The sequence below is a fragment of the Streptomyces sp. NPDC026538 genome, assembly GCF_055567535.1.
In genome coordinates, this window is the sequence record NZ_JBVHQG010000007.1 from 463,857 (window position 1) to 481,096 (window position 17,240).

Annotated in this window: 20 protein-coding genes and 1 pseudogene; 11 read left to right on the forward strand and 10 right to left on the reverse strand. The window is 69.4% G+C overall.

Translation table 11 applies throughout. The annotated features are described in order from the left end of the window. Positions 1-368: 368 nt before the first annotated feature. Positions 369-1,706 carry an aminotransferase-like domain-containing protein gene (locus tag ACZ4N4_RS28830; protein ID WP_467594043.1) on the reverse strand — a complete coding sequence of 446 codons (1,338 nt, stop codon included), beginning with the start codon at positions 1,704-1,706 and terminating at the stop codon, positions 369-371. Between the two features lie 109 nt (positions 1,707-1,815). Between ACZ4N4_RS28830 and ACZ4N4_RS28835 the strand changes: the two genes are divergently transcribed. Both ACZ4N4_RS28835 and cynS read left to right on the forward strand, forming a co-directional pair. After that, the gene (locus ACZ4N4_RS28835) at positions 1,816-2,439 is read left to right on the forward strand and encodes a DJ-1/PfpI family protein (protein WP_467594046.1); all 624 of its coding nucleotides are present in this window, start codon (positions 1,816-1,818) and stop codon (positions 2,437-2,439) included. A gap of 174 nt (positions 2,440-2,613) precedes the next feature. After that, the gene (gene cynS / locus ACZ4N4_RS28840; RefSeq protein ID WP_467594049.1) at positions 2,614-3,063 is read left to right on the forward strand and encodes a cyanase; all 450 of its coding nucleotides are present in this window, start codon (positions 2,614-2,616) and stop codon (positions 3,061-3,063) included. A 329-nt stretch (positions 3,064-3,392) separates the two neighbouring features. Here cynS and ACZ4N4_RS28845 read toward each other — a convergent pair whose 3' ends face one another. Next, a complete protein-coding gene (locus tag ACZ4N4_RS28845; protein WP_467594052.1) occupies positions 3,393-4,013 on the reverse strand; it encodes a TetR/AcrR family transcriptional regulator in 621 nt (206 codons plus the stop codon). 95 nt (positions 4,014-4,108) lie between these two features. Here ACZ4N4_RS28845 and ACZ4N4_RS28850 point away from each other — a divergent pair, with 95 nt between their 5' ends. From ACZ4N4_RS28850 to ACZ4N4_RS28865, 4 genes are all read left to right on the forward strand, one after another. Continuing rightward, complete coding sequence (locus ACZ4N4_RS28850) at positions 4,109-5,353, forward strand: NADH:flavin oxidoreductase/NADH oxidase family protein (protein ID WP_467594055.1); 1,245 nt, start codon at positions 4,109-4,111, stop codon at positions 5,351-5,353. Positions 5,354-6,052: 699 nt separating this feature from the next. Then, positions 6,053-6,652 (forward strand): isochorismatase family protein, encoded by a 600-nt coding sequence (locus ACZ4N4_RS28855; RefSeq protein ID WP_467594058.1) that lies wholly within the window; start codon positions 6,053-6,055, stop codon positions 6,650-6,652. A 10-nt stretch (positions 6,653-6,662) separates the two neighbouring features. After that, positions 6,663-7,574 (forward strand): GlxA family transcriptional regulator, encoded by a 912-nt coding sequence (locus ACZ4N4_RS28860; protein ID WP_467594061.1) that lies wholly within the window; start codon positions 6,663-6,665, stop codon positions 7,572-7,574. A 41-nt stretch (positions 7,575-7,615) separates the two neighbouring features. Then, complete coding sequence (locus ACZ4N4_RS28865; RefSeq protein WP_467594064.1) at positions 7,616-7,861, forward strand: hypothetical protein; 246 nt, start codon at positions 7,616-7,618, stop codon at positions 7,859-7,861. 149 nt (positions 7,862-8,010) lie between these two features. Here the strand turns inward: ACZ4N4_RS28865 and ACZ4N4_RS28870 are convergent, their stop codons facing one another. Continuing rightward, a complete protein-coding gene (locus tag ACZ4N4_RS28870) occupies positions 8,011-8,568 on the reverse strand; it encodes a TetR/AcrR family transcriptional regulator (protein ID WP_467594352.1) in 558 nt (185 codons plus the stop codon). A 91-nt stretch (positions 8,569-8,659) separates the two neighbouring features. Between ACZ4N4_RS28870 and ACZ4N4_RS28875 the strand changes: the two genes are divergently transcribed. Both ACZ4N4_RS28875 and ACZ4N4_RS28880 read left to right on the forward strand, forming a co-directional pair. After that, positions 8,660-9,709 (forward strand): zinc-binding dehydrogenase, encoded by a 1,050-nt coding sequence (locus ACZ4N4_RS28875; protein WP_467594067.1) that lies wholly within the window; start codon positions 8,660-8,662, stop codon positions 9,707-9,709. A gap of 152 nt (positions 9,710-9,861) precedes the next feature. Beyond that, entirely contained in the window at positions 9,862-10,152 is a 291-nt protein-coding gene (locus ACZ4N4_RS28880) for a helix-turn-helix domain-containing protein (RefSeq protein WP_467594070.1), read from the forward strand. On the opposite strand, the gene map is transcribed toward ACZ4N4_RS28880, so the two are convergent. After that, a complete protein-coding gene (map, locus tag ACZ4N4_RS28885; protein WP_467594073.1) occupies positions 10,139-10,906 on the reverse strand; it encodes a type I methionyl aminopeptidase in 768 nt (255 codons plus the stop codon). The genes ACZ4N4_RS28880 and map overlap by 14 nt on opposite strands. A gap of 64 nt (positions 10,907-10,970) precedes the next feature. Between map and ACZ4N4_RS28890 the strand changes: the two genes are divergently transcribed. Beyond that, on the forward strand, positions 10,971-11,276 hold the full coding sequence (locus ACZ4N4_RS28890) for a helix-turn-helix domain-containing protein (protein ID WP_453577012.1): 306 nt from the start codon (positions 10,971-10,973) through the stop codon (positions 11,274-11,276). A gap of 24 nt (positions 11,277-11,300) precedes the next feature. On the opposite strand, the gene ACZ4N4_RS28895 is transcribed toward ACZ4N4_RS28890, so the two are convergent. Together ACZ4N4_RS28895 and ACZ4N4_RS28900 are read right to left on the reverse strand one after the other, a co-directional pair. Beyond that, on the reverse strand, positions 11,301-12,146 hold the full coding sequence (locus tag ACZ4N4_RS28895) for a zinc-ribbon domain-containing protein (RefSeq protein WP_467594077.1): 846 nt from the start codon (positions 12,144-12,146) through the stop codon (positions 11,301-11,303). A 33-nt stretch (positions 12,147-12,179) separates the two neighbouring features. Continuing rightward, positions 12,180-13,073: a LysR family transcriptional regulator gene (locus ACZ4N4_RS28900; RefSeq protein WP_467594080.1), complete on the reverse strand. Its 894-nt coding sequence runs from the start codon at positions 13,071-13,073 to the stop codon at positions 12,180-12,182. A gap of 95 nt (positions 13,074-13,168) precedes the next feature. Between ACZ4N4_RS28900 and ACZ4N4_RS28905 the strand changes: the two genes are divergently transcribed. Continuing rightward, positions 13,169-14,326, forward strand: a complete 1,158-nt coding sequence (locus ACZ4N4_RS28905; protein WP_467594083.1) for a nuclear transport factor 2 family protein — start codon at positions 13,169-13,171, stop codon at positions 14,324-14,326. A gap of 364 nt (positions 14,327-14,690) precedes the next feature. Here the strand turns inward: ACZ4N4_RS28905 and ACZ4N4_RS28910 are convergent, their stop codons facing one another. Continuing rightward, on the reverse strand, positions 14,691-15,905 hold the full coding sequence (locus tag ACZ4N4_RS28910) for an MFS transporter (RefSeq protein WP_467594086.1): 1,215 nt from the start codon (positions 15,903-15,905) through the stop codon (positions 14,691-14,693). A gap of 68 nt (positions 15,906-15,973) precedes the next feature. Between ACZ4N4_RS28910 and ACZ4N4_RS28915 the strand changes: the two genes are divergently transcribed. Continuing rightward, on the forward strand, positions 15,974-16,369 hold the full coding sequence (locus ACZ4N4_RS28915; RefSeq protein WP_467594089.1) for a MerR family transcriptional regulator: 396 nt from the start codon (positions 15,974-15,976) through the stop codon (positions 16,367-16,369). Between the two features lie 10 nt (positions 16,370-16,379). On the opposite strand, the gene ACZ4N4_RS28920 is transcribed toward ACZ4N4_RS28915, so the two are convergent. The 3 genes and pseudogenes from ACZ4N4_RS28920 to ACZ4N4_RS28930 form a co-directional block, all read right to left on the reverse strand. Continuing rightward, complete coding sequence (locus ACZ4N4_RS28920) at positions 16,380-16,613, reverse strand: hypothetical protein (RefSeq protein ID WP_467594092.1); 234 nt, start codon at positions 16,611-16,613, stop codon at positions 16,380-16,382. A gap of 101 nt (positions 16,614-16,714) precedes the next feature. After that, positions 16,715-16,813 (reverse strand): annotated as a pseudogene (locus ACZ4N4_RS28925) (IS21-like element helper ATPase IstB); the annotation flags it as partial. 45 nt (positions 16,814-16,858) lie between these two features. Continuing rightward, entirely contained in the window at positions 16,859-17,212 is a 354-nt protein-coding gene (locus ACZ4N4_RS28930) for an antibiotic biosynthesis monooxygenase family protein (protein ID WP_467594095.1), read from the reverse strand. Positions 17,213-17,240 lie beyond the last annotated feature (28 nt).

Below are 17,240 nucleotides of genomic sequence, written 5' to 3' on the forward strand. Positions count from 1 at the left end.
GACGCCGTGGGCGCCTCGCCGGCCCGGCACGCGACTGACCCGGCCTACGAAGGTGCCTCGGAGCTGGTGGGTGTGGCCGCCGACGGCAAGGCCGTACGTGGCCGCAGTACGGGTGAGAGGGCGCCCATCGGAGAGCGCGGCATCCGGTGGCTCCGGGGATCGAGGACGGCCGCCTTCGGTCTGTTATGGCGTGCATGGCGTGGCGTCACTCAGGGCGCCGTCGCTCGGTAGCAGCCGTCGGTCGGTCAGAATGCCCGGGCGCCGATCGGGCTGGCGCCGACTCGACGGCATTACCTTGCTCCTCCGGCGTTGACGACCTCCCGTGGGCAGACGCCGGCGCGGGCAGGAACCGGCTGATCGACGGGCGTTCAGGTGTAGGCGTCCTCAACGGCGACTTGTCGCACTGTGCGCAGTGTCGACTGGAGGGTGTCCAGATCGGTTGAGCCCAGGGCGAGGCGGATCGCCTGCGGTGTGTGGATCGAGGTGGTGAACGGCTCTGCCGTGGTTACCGAGATGTGCTGACGGCCGAGGGTGGCGGTCAGGCGATCGGCGCGTGCGTCGTCGGGCAGCGGCAGCCACGTGAAGTAGGACGAGGGGTGGCTGATGAGGGGCAGTCCTGCCAGCTCCTGGCCGGCGAGTGCCTGGCGGGCCCTGGCGTCGTCTCGTTTCCGCGCCTCCAAGTGGTCCACCGTGCCGTCGTCGAGCCAGCGGCAGGCGATCGCGGTGGTGAGGGCCGGGGTGTTCCAGGTGGTCGCCCGAATCGCGCGTTCGAGCGACGGCACGGCGGAAGGCGGGGCGACGACGAAGCCGACCCGGAGGCCGGTGGCGACGCTCTTGGACAGTCCCGAGACGTAGACGGTGATGTCCGGCGCGGTTGCGGCCAGAGGCGGTGGAGGGTCCTCGACCAGGTAGGCGTAGGAGGCGTCTTCGATGATGAGGGGACCGTGCTGTCGAGCGATCTTGATCAGGCGGGTACGGTCCGCTGCCGGCATGACCCAGCCCAGCGGGTTGTGCAAGGTGGGCATGGTGTAGATCGCGCGCACAGGGCGGGTCGCGCACAGCTTCTCGAGGGCGTCGAGGTCCGGCCCGTGGGTGGTTGTGGGTATGGGTTCCAGGTCCAGATGGAAGGCATGCGCGAGCACCTTGAATCCCGGGTAGGTGAGCGCGTCGACCGCGACGACGTCGCCGGCGTTGAGCGCGGCCATGACGGTGATGGCCAGGCCGTGCTGGGCACCGTTGGCGATGAGGATCCGATCCGCGTCAGTGGTGATCCCCCGACGCCTCAGGTGCCGTGCGATCGAGGCTCTGTCCTGGGGGCGGCCTCGATGCGGTTGGTAGCGCAGCAGCGAGTCGATGTCACCGGAGGTGGCCACCTCTCGCAGGGCCTGCCGAAGGAGATCGGCCTGCCCGGGCAGCGACGGATAGTTGAAGTTGAGGTCGACCGCGTCCGTCGCGATGACCTGCTGATCGATCCCGTGGCCGGCGGGAACCGCGATCTCTCGAACGAACGTACCGCGGCCCTGTTCGCGGCTCACCAAGCCCATCGTCTCCAGCTCGGCGTACACCCGGGTCGCGGTCACCACGGCGATGCCCTCGCGGGCGGCGAGCCCGCGGTGCGTCGGCAGCCGTACGCCGGCGGCGAGCCGGCCGGTCCGGATGTCGGATGCGAGCGCGTCGACCAGTGCTTTGTACCGCGAGGCTGCCATGCACCTGATTGTACGCATGACAATTCTTTGACTGTCCTGTCCGCGGCTCCCTACCGTCAAGACCCACCCACCGGACACCCCCGGACACCCACCGGAAAGGACAGCCGCCGTGCACATCGCCATCCTCACCTTCGAGGGCTACAACGAACTCGACTCCCTGATCGCGCTAGGTGTGCTCAGCCGCGTCAAGAGCGACGACTGGCGCGTCACCATCGCCACCCCCAACCCCAAGGTGACGTCAAGGAACGGGGTGGTCATCGAGCAGATGTCCACTCTTGAGGAGGCGTGCGCCGCTGACGCCGTCATCATCGGCAGCGGCATCGCCACCCGCGAGGTCGTCGAGGACCCGGCGATCATGAACATCCTGCGCAACCTGGACCCCTCGCGCCAACTCATCGCCGCGCAGTGCTCCGGCGCGCTCGTACTGGCCAAGCTCGGCCTGCTCGACGACATCCCCGCCTGCACCGACCTGACCACCAAGCCCTGGGTCGTCGCCGCCGGCGTCGAGGTGCTCAACCAGCCCTTCTACGCCAAGGACAACATCGCCACCGCCGGCGGCTGCCTCGCCTCGCACTACCTCGCCGGCTGGATCATCGCCCGCCTCGCGGGCAAGGAGGCCGCCGACGCCGCGCTGCACTATGTGGCCCCGGTCGGCGAGAAGGAGGAATACATGGAGCGCGCCTGGGGCAACATCACTCCCTACCTGCCTGCTCCCGCGCCGGCGCTCGTCTGAACACCAGTCGCAGGCGGCGACCGGCCGGAAAACTCCCTCAACAGCCTGGCCGGTCGTTCGCGGCCCGACACCCACCGGACCCTTGGACAGGGAGGTCTCGAAGCGATGCACGACGCGGGGAAAGACGCGGCGTCCGGCGGTGCGCAACCGGCACCGAGCGACCACCGACCGGGCATGAACCGCGACGAGGTAACGGCTGCGATCGTCGCCGGCAGACTGGCCAAGGGCTTCACGTGGCAGCAGCTCGCTGACGCAATCGGCCGGCCGCTGGTGTGGACCACCGCGGCACTGCTCGGGCAGCACCCGCTCCCACCGGACAGCGCACGCCAGGTGGCCGAGCTGCTCGAGCTGCCCGCAGAAGCTGTGCCGGTGCTCGCCGCCGTTCCGTATCGCGGCGGCCTTCCCACCGCGGTGCCGACCGATCCGACGATCTACCGCCTCTATGAGGCGCTGCAGGTCTACGGGCCGGCCTTGAAAGAGCTGATCCACGAGCAGTTCGGCGACGGGATCATGAGCGCGATCAACTTCAAGCTGGACATCGGGCGCGCCATCCACGACGGGGCCGAGCATGTCGTCATCACCCTCGACGGGAAGTTTCTGCCCTACAACTGGCCCAGTGACTGAGATCTTCCAGCGTGGCCTCCGACCGGATGCCAGAGCCGCGGACACACCCCGCACGGTTCCCGTGCCATGGAGGGAGGTGTCCCTGATGACCAGGCGCAAGCGGTCCCGCGTCTCCGCCGTCCGCCACGCCTCGTTCTCGGTGAGGTCATGCGCGCCGAAGGCGACCAAAAGTGTTCACCTGAGGGGTGCCTGACACCTGATACACCGGCCGTCACTTCGCGGGTGTCCGCGGACACCGGACCGGTGGCGCCGGTCCGCTCGCGACACCGCGCAAAGCGCCTTCCTCGCCGCCCCTTCGCCGACCCGCGCCTCCGGCGCCACGGGACCCGCTATGCCTGGTCGTACGGTGCGGCCGCCGTCGTCCGTGGCACCGCCGCGGTAGCGGTGAAGAGCGCGTGGACGGCCGCCTGCACCTGATCGGCGACCACCTCGGGGCTGGAGGTGTCGAGTTTGCCGTCGAGGTGCAGGAACGCCAGTCCGTGGACGAGAGCCCACACCGTGACCGACAGTGCGTCAGGATCGGCGCCGGGGAAGGCGCCGCGGACGATACCGCGGACGCATTCGGAGACGGCGGCGGCCGCGCTCACCCGCTCCTCGCTGTTCGGGTCGCAGGGCTCCGCGAACATCACCCGGAACAGCGCCGGGCGCTCCAGCGCGAAACGGACGTAGGCGACGGCGACCGCCGCGAACCCGTCGGGGGTCGTGGGCGAGGGATGCGCCGCGGCCAGGTACTCGGCGAGTTCGCGGTAGCCCTGCGCGGCGACGGCGGAGACGAGCGCGTCACGGTCCGCGTAGTGGCGGTAGGGAGCCGTCGCCGACACGCCGGCCCGCCGCGCCACCGCCCGCAGGGACAGGCCGGCACTGCCGTCCTCCTCCAGCAGTTCCCGCGCGGCGCGCAGACAGGCAGCGCGCAGATCACCGTGGTGATACGAACTGCTCGCTTGCGGCATAGCTCACACTCCCTCATGTTTACGGCGCTTACATCATTGCCCTAATGTGAACGCCGTATACATCGTAGGCGATCGAGATCGAGAGGAGAACTCGGATGACCAGCAAGCTGTTCTCGCCCTTGTCCCTGCGCTCCGGGCAGGTGCTGAACAACCGGATCGCGAAGGCGGCCATGGAGGAGAACATGGCCGGAAGCGGCCAACTCCCGGGCAAGGAGCTGTTCGGGCTGTACCGGCGCTGGGCCGCCGGTGGCACCGGACTCCTGATCACCGGCAACGTCATGGTCCACGCCGAGGCGCTGACCGGTCCCGCCGGCGTGGTCCTCGACGAGGCGGCACCGCTCGAGCCGTTCATCGAATGGGCCAAGGCCGGAAAGGCGGGTGGCGGGGCGATCTGGATGCAGATCAACCACCCCGGCCGCCAGATCGGATCCGACATGCCCGGCGTTGTCTGGGGTCCGTCCGCGGTCGCCGTCGACCTGGGCAAGCACAGTGGCCGTTTCGGCCGCCCCGTCGCCATGACGCCCGAGCAGATCCAGGCCACCGTGACCCGGTACGCCGTCACGGCCCAACGCGCCGAGCAGGCGGGCTTCGACGGCGTGGAAGTCCACGCCGCGCACGGCTACCTGCTGTCGCAGTTCCTTTCCCCCCTGGTCAACAAGCGCACCGACCAGTGGGGCGGATCGCTGGAGAACCGGGCCCGGATGCTGCTGGACATCGTCCGCGCCGTGCGTGCCGCCGTCTCCCCGTCCTTCGCGGTCGCGGTGAAGCTCAACTCCGCCGACTTCCAGCGTGGCGGCTTCGACGCCGACGACGCGCGTCAGGTGATCGAGATGCTCACACCGCTCGGCGTCGACCTGGTCGAACTGTCCGGCGGCAGCTACGAGAGCCCGGCGATGTCGGGCCGGCCCGCCGACTCGCGCACTCAGGCCCGCGAGGCGTACTTCCTCGATCTGGCGAAAGACCTGGTCAAGACCAGCCCGCTGCCGCTGATGCTCACCGGGGGCATCACCCGGCACGCCACCGCCGAGACGGTCCTCGACAGCGGCGTGGAGATCATCGGAATGGGCACGGCCCTCGCCGTCACTCCGGACCTCGCCGACCGCTGGCGCCGGGGACACGAGGCCGACGCACAGCTTCGGCCGGTGACCTGGTCCGACAAGGCGCTCGCCTCGGCCGCGGGCATGGCGCAGGTCCGCCACCAGATGCGGCGCATCGCCCGCGGAAGCCGCCCCACGCCCCGCACCCACCCGGCGTTCGCCCTCGTCTCCGAGCAGCGCAGGCAGCGACGGGCCCTGCGCCGCTACCGTGCCTGGCTGTCCGCGTCACAGGACGCCGCGTAGCATGCCATCGGGAAGGGCCCCGGCACCCCTCCCTTCCCGCGACCATCTCGATCCCTTCCGGTCCGTCGCCATGCTGCCCGGCACCGGGTGCCGTCCTTGGCCGAGCCGATGCCAGGACTCGTCCGGTTTGGGGGCTCGCGCGGGGGGTCTCAGGTGACTGGAACGGGTGACGAGCGCGTCGACGAACCGGTCACGGATCGACTCGGCCACGTGCAGCCGTTCGACGGAGACGTAGAACTGGCTGGCCGGTGTCGCTCGTGAGACGTAGGGCCCCACGACGTGCTGCAGTTCACACGGCCGGACGGCGTCAACGGAGGAACAGACAGGGCCAGTTGGCTGTTCTTCCGTGCGTGGCTGCGGAGGGGACAGTGTCCCCGGGCCTCACCTACAGCCCATGGGGACGATCGTCCGGCTGAAGCCCCATGGAGCACCCCGCCGAGAGGCGACCGCCCTCCGCACGCCACCACCTTCGGCCTCGGCTGGCCTCCCCCGTCCAGCCGGGGCTTTCCCTGTACGGACCCCGCCTCCGGGCGCTGGGGCCCTGCTCCCCTCGGAAAGGGAGCGCGGTGGCGAACGCGCAGCGCGTGTTCACGGGTCCGCGGGTCCACGGGTCCACGGGTCCACGGTGACCGGATCGGTCCGCACCCGGACCCGATGCGACCTTTCGCCGCTCCAGCCCCGACGGTCAGGCTTGGGTGCATGACACGAGCGCTGATCGTCATCGACGTCCAGGAATCCTTCCGCGCCCGCCCGCTGTGGGAGACCATCTCCAACCCGAAGATCGCCGACCAGGTGGACCGACTGGTCCGGCTCGCCCGCCAGGCCGGCGACCTGGTGGTGTGGGTACTGCATTGCGAGCCCGGCAGCGGCGATGTCTTCGACCCCGCCCTCGGCCATGTCCGGCTGATGGAGGAGCTGCAGCGCCTGGACACGGAGCCACTGATCCACAAAACCTCGCACAACGCGTTCACCACCACCAACCTGCAACAACTCCTCACCGAGCGCGGCATCCACGAGCTCACCGTCTGCGGCATCCGAACCGAGCAGTGCGTGGAGACCACCACCCGCGTCGCGAGCGACTTCGGCTACTCGGTCACTTTCGTCGTCGACGCCACCGCGACCAACCCCATCCCGCACCGTGACGCACCCGCCGACCAGAGCGTGGCCGACCTGCTGTCGGACCCCCGCACCCTGAGCGCCGAGGAGATCATCAGGCGCACCGAGTACGCCCTCGCCGGACGCTTCGCCACCATCGCCACCGTCGGGCAGCTGGAGGCTTCGGCCGGATCTCGGGCATGATGACCGGATCGTGAGCCACATCGCCTTCTTTCTGGTGCCCGGACTCCATCTGCTGGACCTGGCAGGTCCGGCACAGGTCTTTTCCACGGCCGCCGACTTCGGGCAGCCCTACACGCTCAGCTACGTCGCCGAGCAGCCGCTGCTCCCCACCGCTCAGGGCCTGCCCTTGGCGGCCGGGCTCGACTGGCCCGAGCTCGGCCCCGAGGACATGATCGTGGTGCCCGGCTGGCGCGCGCCCACCCTGGCAGGCGGCCCTGCCATCGGCGCGGCCTCCCTGGAGTCCCTGCGGGACCACCACGCCAGGGGCGGCACGGTTGCCAGCGTCTGCGCCGGAGCCGAGGCGCTCGGCCGGGCCGGCCTGCTCGACGGCCGCCGCTGCACCACCCACCACGATGTGCAGGACGAGCTCGCCCGCCGCTACCCCAGGACGACGGTCATCCGCGATGTTCTGTACACCGCCGACGACCGGGTCGTGACATCGGCCGGCATCGCCAGTGGCATCGACCTGGCCCTGCACCTGATCGCCACCCGGCACGGCCCTGCCCTAGCCGCGCAGGTGGCCCGGGACATGGTCGTCTACGCCCGGCGCAACGGCCATGACCCGCAAGCCAGCGCCATGCTCAGGTACCGATCCCACCTCGATGACACCGTCCACCACGCCCAGGACCTGCTCGACGCCCGCTTCGACCAGCCGCTGCCCCTGTCCACCCTGGCCGCGACCGTGGGAGTGAGCGAACGTACCCTCACTCGCCTCTTCACCCGCGCCACCGGTGGCCTCACCCCGCTGCGCTATCAGCAGACCCTCCGTCTCGAACGCGCCGAGCACCTCCTCACCCACGGCGCCACGGTCGATGCCGCCGCCCGCGCGGTTGGCTTCGAGGACCCGCGCATGCTGCGTCGCCTGCGAGCACGCGAGCACTGACCGCGGCAGCGCACGCGCCGACGGAGAACTTTTCCGTCGGCTTGGGTCCGCGTCAACAACCGCACGGACAACTGGTCGAAGCCGTCGTCGTCGCCGAAGTCCGGGTCGACGTCTCCCACGGCCTTCGCTGTGCTGTGGCGTGGGGGCTGCCCGAGCTGTCACACGCCGGCGGTGCGGTACTCCAGTGCATAGCCGTGGCCGTCTCCCACGACGCGTCCGATTCCTGGCCAGTCCAGGTGGGCGCCGGCGACGAAGTGACCGGGGCCGGCGAGCCGTTCGAGCAGTGAGGCCCTGCCCCCACCGGCGTGCCGCCGGCCGTGGTGAACTGGGCCGTCAGCTGTGCCGCGAAGGCCGAGACCGCCACGGTCGACTGGCCGTCGCCCCGCAGCGGGACGATGTGCGCGGGGACGAACGACAGCACCTTGTCGACACCGCTCTACTGGCGGGGCGATGTGCTGGCTTGAACCAGGACTCGTGCCAGGTCGGTGCTCTCCGGAAGGCTGTCGAGCGAGAGGGGCTGCGTGGCGACAGCGCCCTCGTGCAGCACGAGGAGTTGAGTGGCGAGGGTGGCCGGGCGCGAGCAGCCCGCCGTGGTGGCGAGTTCCTCGAACAGGTTCAGCAGCCAGAGCTTCTGGTTCGCGGCGATGCGGTATGCAGGATGTGAGGGGTCCGGGAGTTCGGCCAGTGCGTTGATGAAGGCGCATCCGCGGGTGTTGGTCTCGCTCCAGGTCCGCAGTGCCTCGAAGGGTGCGGTGACGGCCTTGGCGGGAGTGTCGCTGGCGTCAACGGCGGCAAGAACGAGCGACCGCCAGCGCTGGTCGCGTTCCGTGAGATAGACCGCCACGAGGTGGTCTTTCGAACCGAACTGGTTGTACAGGGTTCGCTTGGTTACGCCTGAGTGCTCAGCGATCAGATCCACGCCGACCGCTGTGATTCCGCGGTTGTAGAACAACTCGTCGGCGGCCGCCACGATGCGGCGGCCGGCTGGCGTCATAGGCCGCGCTTCCTGCACGACGGACCCTTCACTGATCGGTGTACGGTGAGAGACGTTCACAGACCAGTATACCTGCGAGGAGGTTCAAGCCATGGGTGTGTCCGGTCTCATGCGAGCGGTGCGCATCACCAGGCACGGAGGGCCGGAGGTTCTTGAGCTGACGGAGGTCGCCGTCCCTGCCCCGCGGGCGGGAGAGGTGCTGGTCCAGGTCGGCGCGGTAGCGCTGAACAACACCGACCTGTGGACCCGGGAGGGCGCCTACGGCCGCCCGGACGATCCGAACGCGCTGTCGGGCTGGCGAGGCCCGATCGACTTCCCGCGCATCCAGGGCGCTGACGTGGCCGGCCGTGTCGTGGCCGTCGGGACCGGAGGGGAGAGGGGCCTCGTCGGACGCCGAGTGGTCGTCGACCCCGCGATCTACGACACCGAAGGGCCGGACGCCAACCCGGTGGGCCTGATGGGGAGCGAACGCGACGGCGGATACGCCGAGTACGTGACAGCGCCGGTGAAGCGTGTGCACGATGTGACGGAATCTCCGCTCACGGACGAGCAGCTCGCGACGTTGCCGACCGCCTACGGCACGGCGCTGGGCATGATCGAGCGAGGCCGACTACGGAAGGGAGAAACCGCCCTGGTCTCGGGAGCGTCCGGCGGCGTCGGCCTCGCGCTGGTGCAGATCGCCCGCGCGCGCGGCGCAAGGGTGATCGCCATCAGTAGTGGACCCAAGATCGACGCGGTGCGCGAAGCGGGCGCGCACGAAGTCATCGACCGCGCAGGAGGCATCGTCGAGCCGATCCGCGCCGCTGCCCCGGAGGGCATCGACGTCGCACTCGACGTCGTGGCCGGCGAGCTGGTGAGTGAAGGGCTGCCGCTGCTGCGCGAAGGGGGCCGGTGGGTCATCGCCGGCGCACTCGGTGGATACGGCGTGACCTTTGATGTGCGCCGTCTCTACCTGCACAACGCCCAGGTCATCGGTTCCGCGATGCACACGCCCACGCACTTCGACCTCCTCATGGAGCTGGCTCGTCGGGCAGAGATCCAGCCCGTCATCGCCGCGACCTTCTCACTGGACCAGGCCGCCCAGGCGCAGGATGAACTCTCCCGCAGGGTGCATGTGGGAAAGATCGTCATGCACCCCTGAGTTCCAAGTTCCGTCCGACGGATCACGGGGGGAGCCAGTCTTGGCGCGTCGGGCGACATCGGCCCAGGCCCTGGCTCTGCGGACGCCGGATCGTGCCGGCGTGTGCGGAACCGGAGGTACCGCCGGGTGTCGCGGTTGCCCGGGACCTGCGGGTGCCCGCGGACACCGTCCGCAAGGGGCGGCGGCGTTTCCTTGCCGAGCGGCTGGACGGACTGGTCGACGAGCCCCGGCCGGGCCGGCCGCCCACCATCAGCGTTGATCAGGTGAAGGTGGTGGTAGTCACCACGCTGGAACAGCTGCCGAAGAACGCCACCCCACTGGTCGCGGACGTCGATGGCGCAGCACTGTGGCCTGTCGAAGTCGAGCGTGGGCCAAATCTGGCGGCAGTTCCAGCTCAAGCCGCATCCGGCGGACTCGGCGCTACCCTCCTTACGGTCGGGTGAGAATTTCGGCTCCGCTGTCGGTGATGGCGATGGTGTGCTCGCTGTGCGCGGTCCGGCAGCCTGTCGCGCTGCGCAGCGTCCACCCGTCGGCGTCGGTGACGAGTGTGGCGGTGTCGGCCATGACCCAGGGCTCGAGGGCGAGCAGCAGCCCGGGGCGCAGCTTGTATCCGCGGCCGGGCCGCCCGGTGTTCGCGACGTGTGGGTCCTGGTGCATGGTCGAGCCGATGCCGTGGCCTCCGAACTCGGTGTTGATCGGGTAGCCCGCCTTGCTGAGGACCGTGCCGATGGCGTGGGAGAGGTCGCCGATGCGCGCCCCGGGCTTGGCGGCGGCGATGCCGGCGGCGAGTGCACGTTCGGTCGCCTCGATCATCGCGACGCTCTCCGCCGGCCTGGCTTTGCCCACCAGAAAGCTGATCGCGGCATCCGCGGCCACCCCGCCCCTGGCTACGGCGAGGTCGAGAGTCAGCAGATCCCCGTCTGCCAGCGTGTAGTCGTGAGGCCGCCCATGGAGCACTCCGTCGTTGACGGCCGTGCAGATGTAGTGCCCGAACGGGCCGCGCCCGAAGGAAGGCGCGTAGTCGACGTAGCAGGACTGCGCCCCCGCCTCGGTGATCATCTCCTTGGCCCACTGGTCGATGTCCAGCAGGTTCGTCCCGACCGTGCTGCGCTGCTTCAGCCTGTGCAGGATGTTTCCGACCAGGGCGCCGGTGTCCCTCGCCCGCTCGAGCCGCGCCGAGTTCAGGAGCTCAATCATGGGGGCCTCTCACGTAAGTCCAATAACTATCCCGGTCTAACTGTACCGGTATTAGAATGGGGTCATGGTCAGGTTGCCGCTCACCCCCGCCGAGGTAGAACGCGGACAGCGCCTTGGCGCTCTGCTCCGCCGAGCCCGGGGCTGCCGCTCGATGCTGGACGTGGCGCTCGCTTCGCACATCTCGCCGGAAACTCTGCGGAAGATCGAATCCGGCCGCGTGGCTACCCCCGCCTTCCCGACCATCGCAGCGATCGCCGACACCCTCGGCCTGTCTCTCGACGCCGTCTGGGCCGAGATCAGCCAGGCGGAGCGAACCGCCGAGGATCAGTCCGTCCTGCCTGTCACACGGCATCCATTGCTGGTTTCGTAACGCCGCACTCAGAGAGTCAGCGGTTCACTGACCGCGCTGTGCCGGTACGCCTGCGCGCACGCTGATCACCTCGTCGACCAGCCCGAGCACCGCCTGGCGGACCGCGGCGGCTACACCGACCTGGCCGCCTGTCGGCTCCGTCGCTTCCTGCCCGAAGGGCGCGAGCACCCGCACCCTCACGGTCTGCCCGCACACGGGGAAGGTGCGGGAGACCCGGTAGCCGACGCACTCGCGGCAGGCGGCGACATCGCCGTTCTTCCACTTCGGCATCGCGGTGCGGTTGGAGCCCCGATCCTCCCACTCGTGCCCGGCCGCACACCGCCACCCCACCGCGACCCGCATTTTCGGCGTCGCCTTCTGCGGCGTCAGCCAGCCGTTGCCCTCCTCGGGCCACATCGCGGCGACCTGCGGATACGCTTCGACCAGCGAGACCCCTGACGCGCCACGGTCCCCTTCCTCTGCTCGGTCAGACCGCCTGACCGAAGCACTCGCTGGTGAGGTTCTCCCCCAGAGCCGTGTGAAATCCCTCGGCTTCGGGTCGTATGCCTCCGGCGGGATGCCGAGCTCATGGGTGCCGTACTCGCCGAACCGCTTGATGTGCTCGGTCAGGTACGGCGAGATGTGGGCCAGGTCCTCGGGCTCGATGGCGTAGCCCTCCTCCTGGAGCTGGCGCACGAGCTCGGCGATGTCCAGGGCGTTGTGGAAGATCACCGCGTTCGTGAGCAGAGCATTGAATTTCGCGGTGTTCCCCTGCTCGAGATGGCGCCCTCGCCCACGGAGACAGCCACGCGCGTCAGGCGCCGGAACTGAGGCTCGATCAGGGCGTAGTCGATGCAGTTGCGGCCGCACTGGGAGACGCCACGCGATCACAGGGGCCGCCGCAGAACCACCACAAGCAGCCGTTCAGCGCCGAGGCCCCGCGAAGGCTGCGGCGAGCTGGTCGAGCAGGGGCGCTGCCCAGGGGTGGGGGTCACGGCGTGGTGTGATCGTGTAGATGCCGCGGGCCGGGGGATCGACGAGGGCCACTGTGGTGACGTCGGTCCGCAGCGCGCACGTCAGCACCCCGGGTATCAGCGCGATGGCGTGGCCAGTTGCGACCAGGGCCAGCTTGCCGAGCAGATCGGCCGCGGTGAGGTCGATGCGGGCGCTGACTCCGGCGCGGGCGGCGTGCTGGCGCAGGAGCGCCGCCGAGCCGTCGTTGTCCTCGACCCAGGTCTGGTCGGCCAGCATCTGCATGTGCACCGGGTCGCCCCCGGCCTGCGGATGGCCGACGGGCAGGACGACGACCATGTCGTCCAGCCCGAGAAACCGTCGGTCGACCCGCGGGTCATTGGGGAGCCCTGGCGGTGCATCGGTGACGACGGCCATGTCGAGATCGCCGGCGATCACGCGGTTGTGCAGTTGTGCGCTCAGGCCGGGAAGCAGGCTCCAGCGGATGGATCCAGCGTGCTCCAGCAGGCTCCGGATGGCCTCGGGGACGATCCCTGCGGCCAGAGAGGGTGTCGCACCGACCACCAACGGCCGGTCATATGCCCCGTCACGAACGTCTCGTGCGGCACGAACGGCGCGGTCGGCCTCGTTGAGCGTGGCCAGGGCGTGGCGCCGGAACACCTCGCCGGCGGGCGTCGGACGCACACCGCGTGCATGGCGCTCCATCAGAGGCACGCCGAGCTGCCGCTCAAGCCCGGCGATCTGCCGGGAGACGGCCGACTGCGTGTGATTGAGCTCCGCGGCCGCGGCCGACAGCGACCCGAGTCGGCACACGGTCACGAAGGTCCGCCACACCGTCAGATCCATGGAACCAGTATGACCAGCCAGTATGCGCATCCCGCAGGGCTGGCCTGCAAAATCTGCGCTTGTCGCAGTCATCGCCGTGCACCACTCTGGCGTGCATGACCACACCGCACACGATCGCCGTGCTCGGCCTGGGGCGCATGGGCGGCGCGATCGCGACACGACTGGCTGCCCAGAACTGGGACGTCGTTGGCTGGACACGCTCCGGGCGCACATCGGGCGCCGTCAAGATGACCGGCGATCCGAACGAGGCTGTGGCGAAGGCTGACCTCGTGCTCCTGGCGTTGTTCGACGGTCCGGCCTGCCAGCAGGTCCTTGACGACGTCCGGAACTCGCTGCGACCGGATGCGATGGTGCTGAACACCAGCACCATCGCCCCCGCCGAAGCGTCGGAGCTGGCCCGGCAGATCGGCCCGCCCTACGTCCATGCGCCGGTGATCGGCTCTGTGCCGGCTGCTGCCGCTGGTGCCCTGCAGATTCTCACCGCCGCCGGCCAAGACGCGCTCGATCGAGTCCGACCGGTTCTGGAAACGCTGGGCACCGTGCGGTGCGTCGACGACGCCTCCACCGCCGCCGCGCTCAAGTTGATCGCCAACAACAGCCTCGCCGGTGCCGTCCTCGCGCTGCGTGACTCGCTGCGGCAAGCCGACGCCCTCGGCCTGTCCCGCGCCCAGGCGCTGGACGTCCTCGAACTCGGCCAACTCGGCGGGCTCGCGGCCCGCAAACGACCCTTCCTCGTCGGCCAGTCGGACGCTGGCACGGCCGACTTCACGATCGGTGCGCTGGCCAAGGACATGGCTCTGCTGGCCGCCGCGTCGAACACACCCCTGCGCGGCGCAGCCAACCTGGCCGACACCCCTGCCGACCCTGAGGCCGACATCGCCGTTGTCGCCACGGTGCCCGCCGTGGAGGACGCCGTGCTCGAACCGCTCCGCGCCTACACCCGCGGACACGCCACCGGCGACCCCACCCACTTCCGTGACGCGTTCCTGCCCACCGCACACATCGAGGGAATCCGGGACGGGGCCTTCGTCTCGTGGCCCCTGGACGAGTACTGCGCTCTCTTCGAGGGCCGGCCGGCCCCGGACGAACCGACCCGCTCCCGCCGCATCGACGCCATCGACGTCCACGGCACCGTCGCCACCGCAACCATGACGCTCTCGCACGGCGCGGACAGCTTCACCGACGTCTTCCTGCTGGTCCGCGCCCACGACGCCTGGCGCATCGCCAACAAGGCTTATCACCGGCACTCCTGAGAGGGCGGAGTTCCGGAGAGGCAGCCGTTGAGCGGCCAGCCTCAAGGCCGCCCTCGTGCAGATGCTGGCCTTGTGCTGTGGCCTGTGCCCTCTCGCCTTGGTCCGTCCTCCCACCACGGTTGGGAACATGGCCGGAACGCGAGGAAGCGTTGCCGTCCAACGAGTCGATCCTGTCCTCAAGTTCGCGCTCACAGCGACATCTCCACACGGAACCGAAACCTCAACTCCTGCCGTAAGCACGGTCATCAGCGGGGATCCGTCTCGCCGTCCCCGCTTCGCCCAGTCGCCGGCCGAGGCGCAGGTGCGCGGGGCCGGGGTACGGCTGGCCGAGGTGTTCGAGGGGACCGGTGCCAGACGAGTCGACCTATGGTGCCTCCTGGGACGCTGTGGCGAAGGCATGCTTTCGCGTGAGCGTGACCACGGTCAGGCTGAGGACTCCGAGCGCTGCCGCGGCGATGGCGTCGGCGGTGATGCTGACGCGCTGCACGAGTATGCCGCCGATGATGCCGCCGAGTGCCATGGCCGCGTTCCACAAGGTCACCAGGACGGCTTGCGCGGTTTCGGCGATGGCTGGGCCGCGTTGCATCCCGGCCTGACCGGCTGCGGTCTGAAGGAGCGTGGGTGTACCGCCCCATCCCAGGCCCCACGCGACTGCTGCCACCCAGACGATGGCCTGTGCCGTGGTGACGGCGAAGGCGGCCGTGGCGACAGTGAACAGGGTCGCGGCGGTCAGCGCGAGCCCTCGAAGGTGTCTGTCGATGTGACGGCCGGTGTACCAGATGCTGACCAGGCATGCGACGCCGAAGGCCAGCAGGATCGCGTCCACTGCGGTGGCGAGGCCGGCGTGCCGTAGGTACGGCGCGATGTACGCGTAGATGATCGTGTGGCCGAGGACGAAGGTCACGACGACGACCATGATGGCGGCGACCCCAGGCACCCGAAGCGTCTGCCGGGCGGTCGGCTTCGGCTCTTCAGCTGTTGTCGTCGGCCGGCTGGTGGCGGGAACGCTGAACCTGATCCACCCGAGGACGGAGGTGGTGATGACCGAAACGGCGGCGAAGGACGCTCGCCACCCGATCTGTTGCCCGATCAGCGTCCCGGCGGGAACACCTAGCGACAGCGCCAGGGGGATCCCGGTCATCGCGATCGCGATGGCACGGCCTTCCTGACCGGGAGGCGCGATACGCCGCGCGTATCCGGCAAGGACGGCCCACGCGAGTCCGGCGGCGACGCCGGCGAGGAACCGTGCGACCAGCAGGACCGTGTAGCCGGGCACGGCAGCGGTGAGCGTGTTCGCGACCAGGAATACGGTCATGGCGCCCAGCAGCAGCGGCTTGCGCCGAATTCCCGCTGTGGCAGCGGCCAAGGGTATGGCGGTCAGGGCTGTCCCGGCGGCGTACACGGTGACGGCCTGGCCCGCCGCACCGGAGCTGACGCCGAGAGAGGAGGACATCTGCGGGAGGACGCCCGCCGGGAGGGTCTCGGTCAGGCTGGTGATGAAGACCGCGGTGCCCAGTGCAAGGAGCGCGGACCAGGGCAGGACGTCACGTCTTGTCGGAGATGCTGTTGTGGTCGTCATGCACTGATCGTGAAACCCTCACATTGATGTGACGGTCAAGCTCGGGCCACCCGGCTACTCTCGAACATGTGCGGATCGGTGAACTGTCCCGCCTGACGGGCGTGTCCCGGCGCCTGCTGCGGTATTACGAGGAGCAGGGCCTGATCGTGCCGGATCGGTCGATGAACGGATATCGGGACTACGACGAGCGGTATGTGGACCGCGTGAAGCAGATACGCGGTCTGCTGGCGGCGGGGTTGCCGACCCGGATCATCAAGCAGATCCTGCCGTGCCTGGACAAGCCCAGGTCCATTCACTTCCCGGACGCCACCCCCGAGATGCTGGCGTTGCTGACCTCGGAGCGGGACAAGCTCACCGACCGGATCGAGGTGCTCACCCGTAACCGGGACGCGATGACCGAGTACTTGGGCGAGGTGGAGCAGCATCGCGCCCCGGTTGCACCCAGTCAACTGCGCAGCACCTGACGCCAGTTCCTCACCGGACAACCTTCTGGACAACCCTGTCGGCGTCGTCCGGAAGCACCGCTGGGCGCAGCCGAACCCCGATCAGGCCCAACTGCTCACGCCAACGGGCGAGTTCCTGGGCGGGGCGGTCCGCGTTTCCGACGCACACGTGCGTGTCCGGTACCCAGACGAAGCCGGCGGCTTCGTTCGGCCTGGCCAACCCGGCCTCCGCGTGCTTGTCCGTGTCGCCCAGGACAACCGCCACCTCCGCGGACCCCTCGGTCCCGGTGGCGTCAGGCGTCAGCTTCTCGATTTCTCGAAACGACGTCAGGAGCACGGGAACGATCCGGACTCGGGTGACGGCGCCTCCTCGTCCGTGGACTCGACCAGTTCGTTGAGGAGATTGGTCGCGGGTGGGCAGCGGACCCGGTAGCCGACCATCGCCGCTTCGGTGCCCAGCGCGATCCGCGACTTCGGTTGGTCAGTCTGCTGTCGGGGTCCGCGGGTGGCCTACGCTCGCGTGAACCCGTGGCTCCGCTCGACTTTCGCGACATGCAGCGTGTAGCTCTGGTACCACTCCGCTTGTCCACGCTTTTGCGCCGCGCGGTGCTCGGCGTTGGTCCGCCACTCAGTGAGAGCGTCGGCGTCGCGGAAGTACCCCACGGTGATGCCCAACCCGCCGGGAGTCTGTGCGTGGTCCATCCCCAGGAACCCCGGGACGTCCCTCACCAGGTCTTCCATACGCGCGTTGGTCTCGCTGTAGCCGCTCTGGTCCTGGCTCCGCACCGAGGTGAAGACAGCCACGTAGTAGGGGGTTTCATAGGCCTCGACAGGCGTGACAGGCGCTTCGGAGTGCTCGTTCATGGCGCCACCGTAGGGCGGGATACGCCCA

Bases quoted from the DNA above. Each gene is read 5' to 3' on its own strand.
- ACZ4N4_RS28830 (WP_467594043.1), bottom strand. From the start codon at position 1,706: ATGGCAGCCTCGCGGTACAAAGCACTGGTCGACGCGCTCGCATCCGAC.
- cynS (WP_467594049.1), top strand. From the start codon at position 2,614: ATGAACCGCGACGAGGTAACGGCTGCGATCGTCGCCGGCAGACTGGCC.
- ACZ4N4_RS28845 (WP_467594052.1), bottom strand. From the start codon at position 4,013: ATGCCGCAAGCGAGCAGTTCGTATCACCACGGTGATCTGCGCGCTGCC.
- ACZ4N4_RS28850 (WP_467594055.1), top strand. From the start codon at position 4,109: ATGACCAGCAAGCTGTTCTCGCCCTTGTCCCTGCGCTCCGGGCAGGTG.
- ACZ4N4_RS28855 (WP_467594058.1), top strand. From the start codon at position 6,053: ATGACACGAGCGCTGATCGTCATCGACGTCCAGGAATCCTTCCGCGCC.
- ACZ4N4_RS28870 (WP_467594352.1), bottom strand. From the start codon at position 8,568: ATGACGCCAGCCGGCCGCCGCATCGTGGCGGCCGCCGACGAGTTGTTC.
- ACZ4N4_RS28875 (WP_467594067.1), top strand. From the start codon at position 8,660: ATGGGTGTGTCCGGTCTCATGCGAGCGGTGCGCATCACCAGGCACGGA.
- map (WP_467594073.1), bottom strand. From the start codon at position 10,906: ATGATTGAGCTCCTGAACTCGGCGCGGCTCGAGCGGGCGAGGGACACC.
- ACZ4N4_RS28890 (WP_453577012.1), top strand. From the start codon at position 10,971: ATGGTCAGGTTGCCGCTCACCCCCGCCGAGGTAGAACGCGGACAGCGC.
- ACZ4N4_RS28900 (WP_467594080.1), bottom strand. From the start codon at position 13,073: ATGGATCTGACGGTGTGGCGGACCTTCGTGACCGTGTGCCGACTCGGG.
- ACZ4N4_RS28905 (WP_467594083.1), top strand. From the start codon at position 13,169: ATGACCACACCGCACACGATCGCCGTGCTCGGCCTGGGGCGCATGGGC.
- ACZ4N4_RS28910 (WP_467594086.1), bottom strand. From the start codon at position 15,905: ATGACGACCACAACAGCATCTCCGACAAGACGTGACGTCCTGCCCTGG.
- ACZ4N4_RS28930 (WP_467594095.1), bottom strand. From the start codon at position 17,212: ATGAACGAGCACTCCGAAGCGCCTGTCACGCCTGTCGAGGCCTATGAA.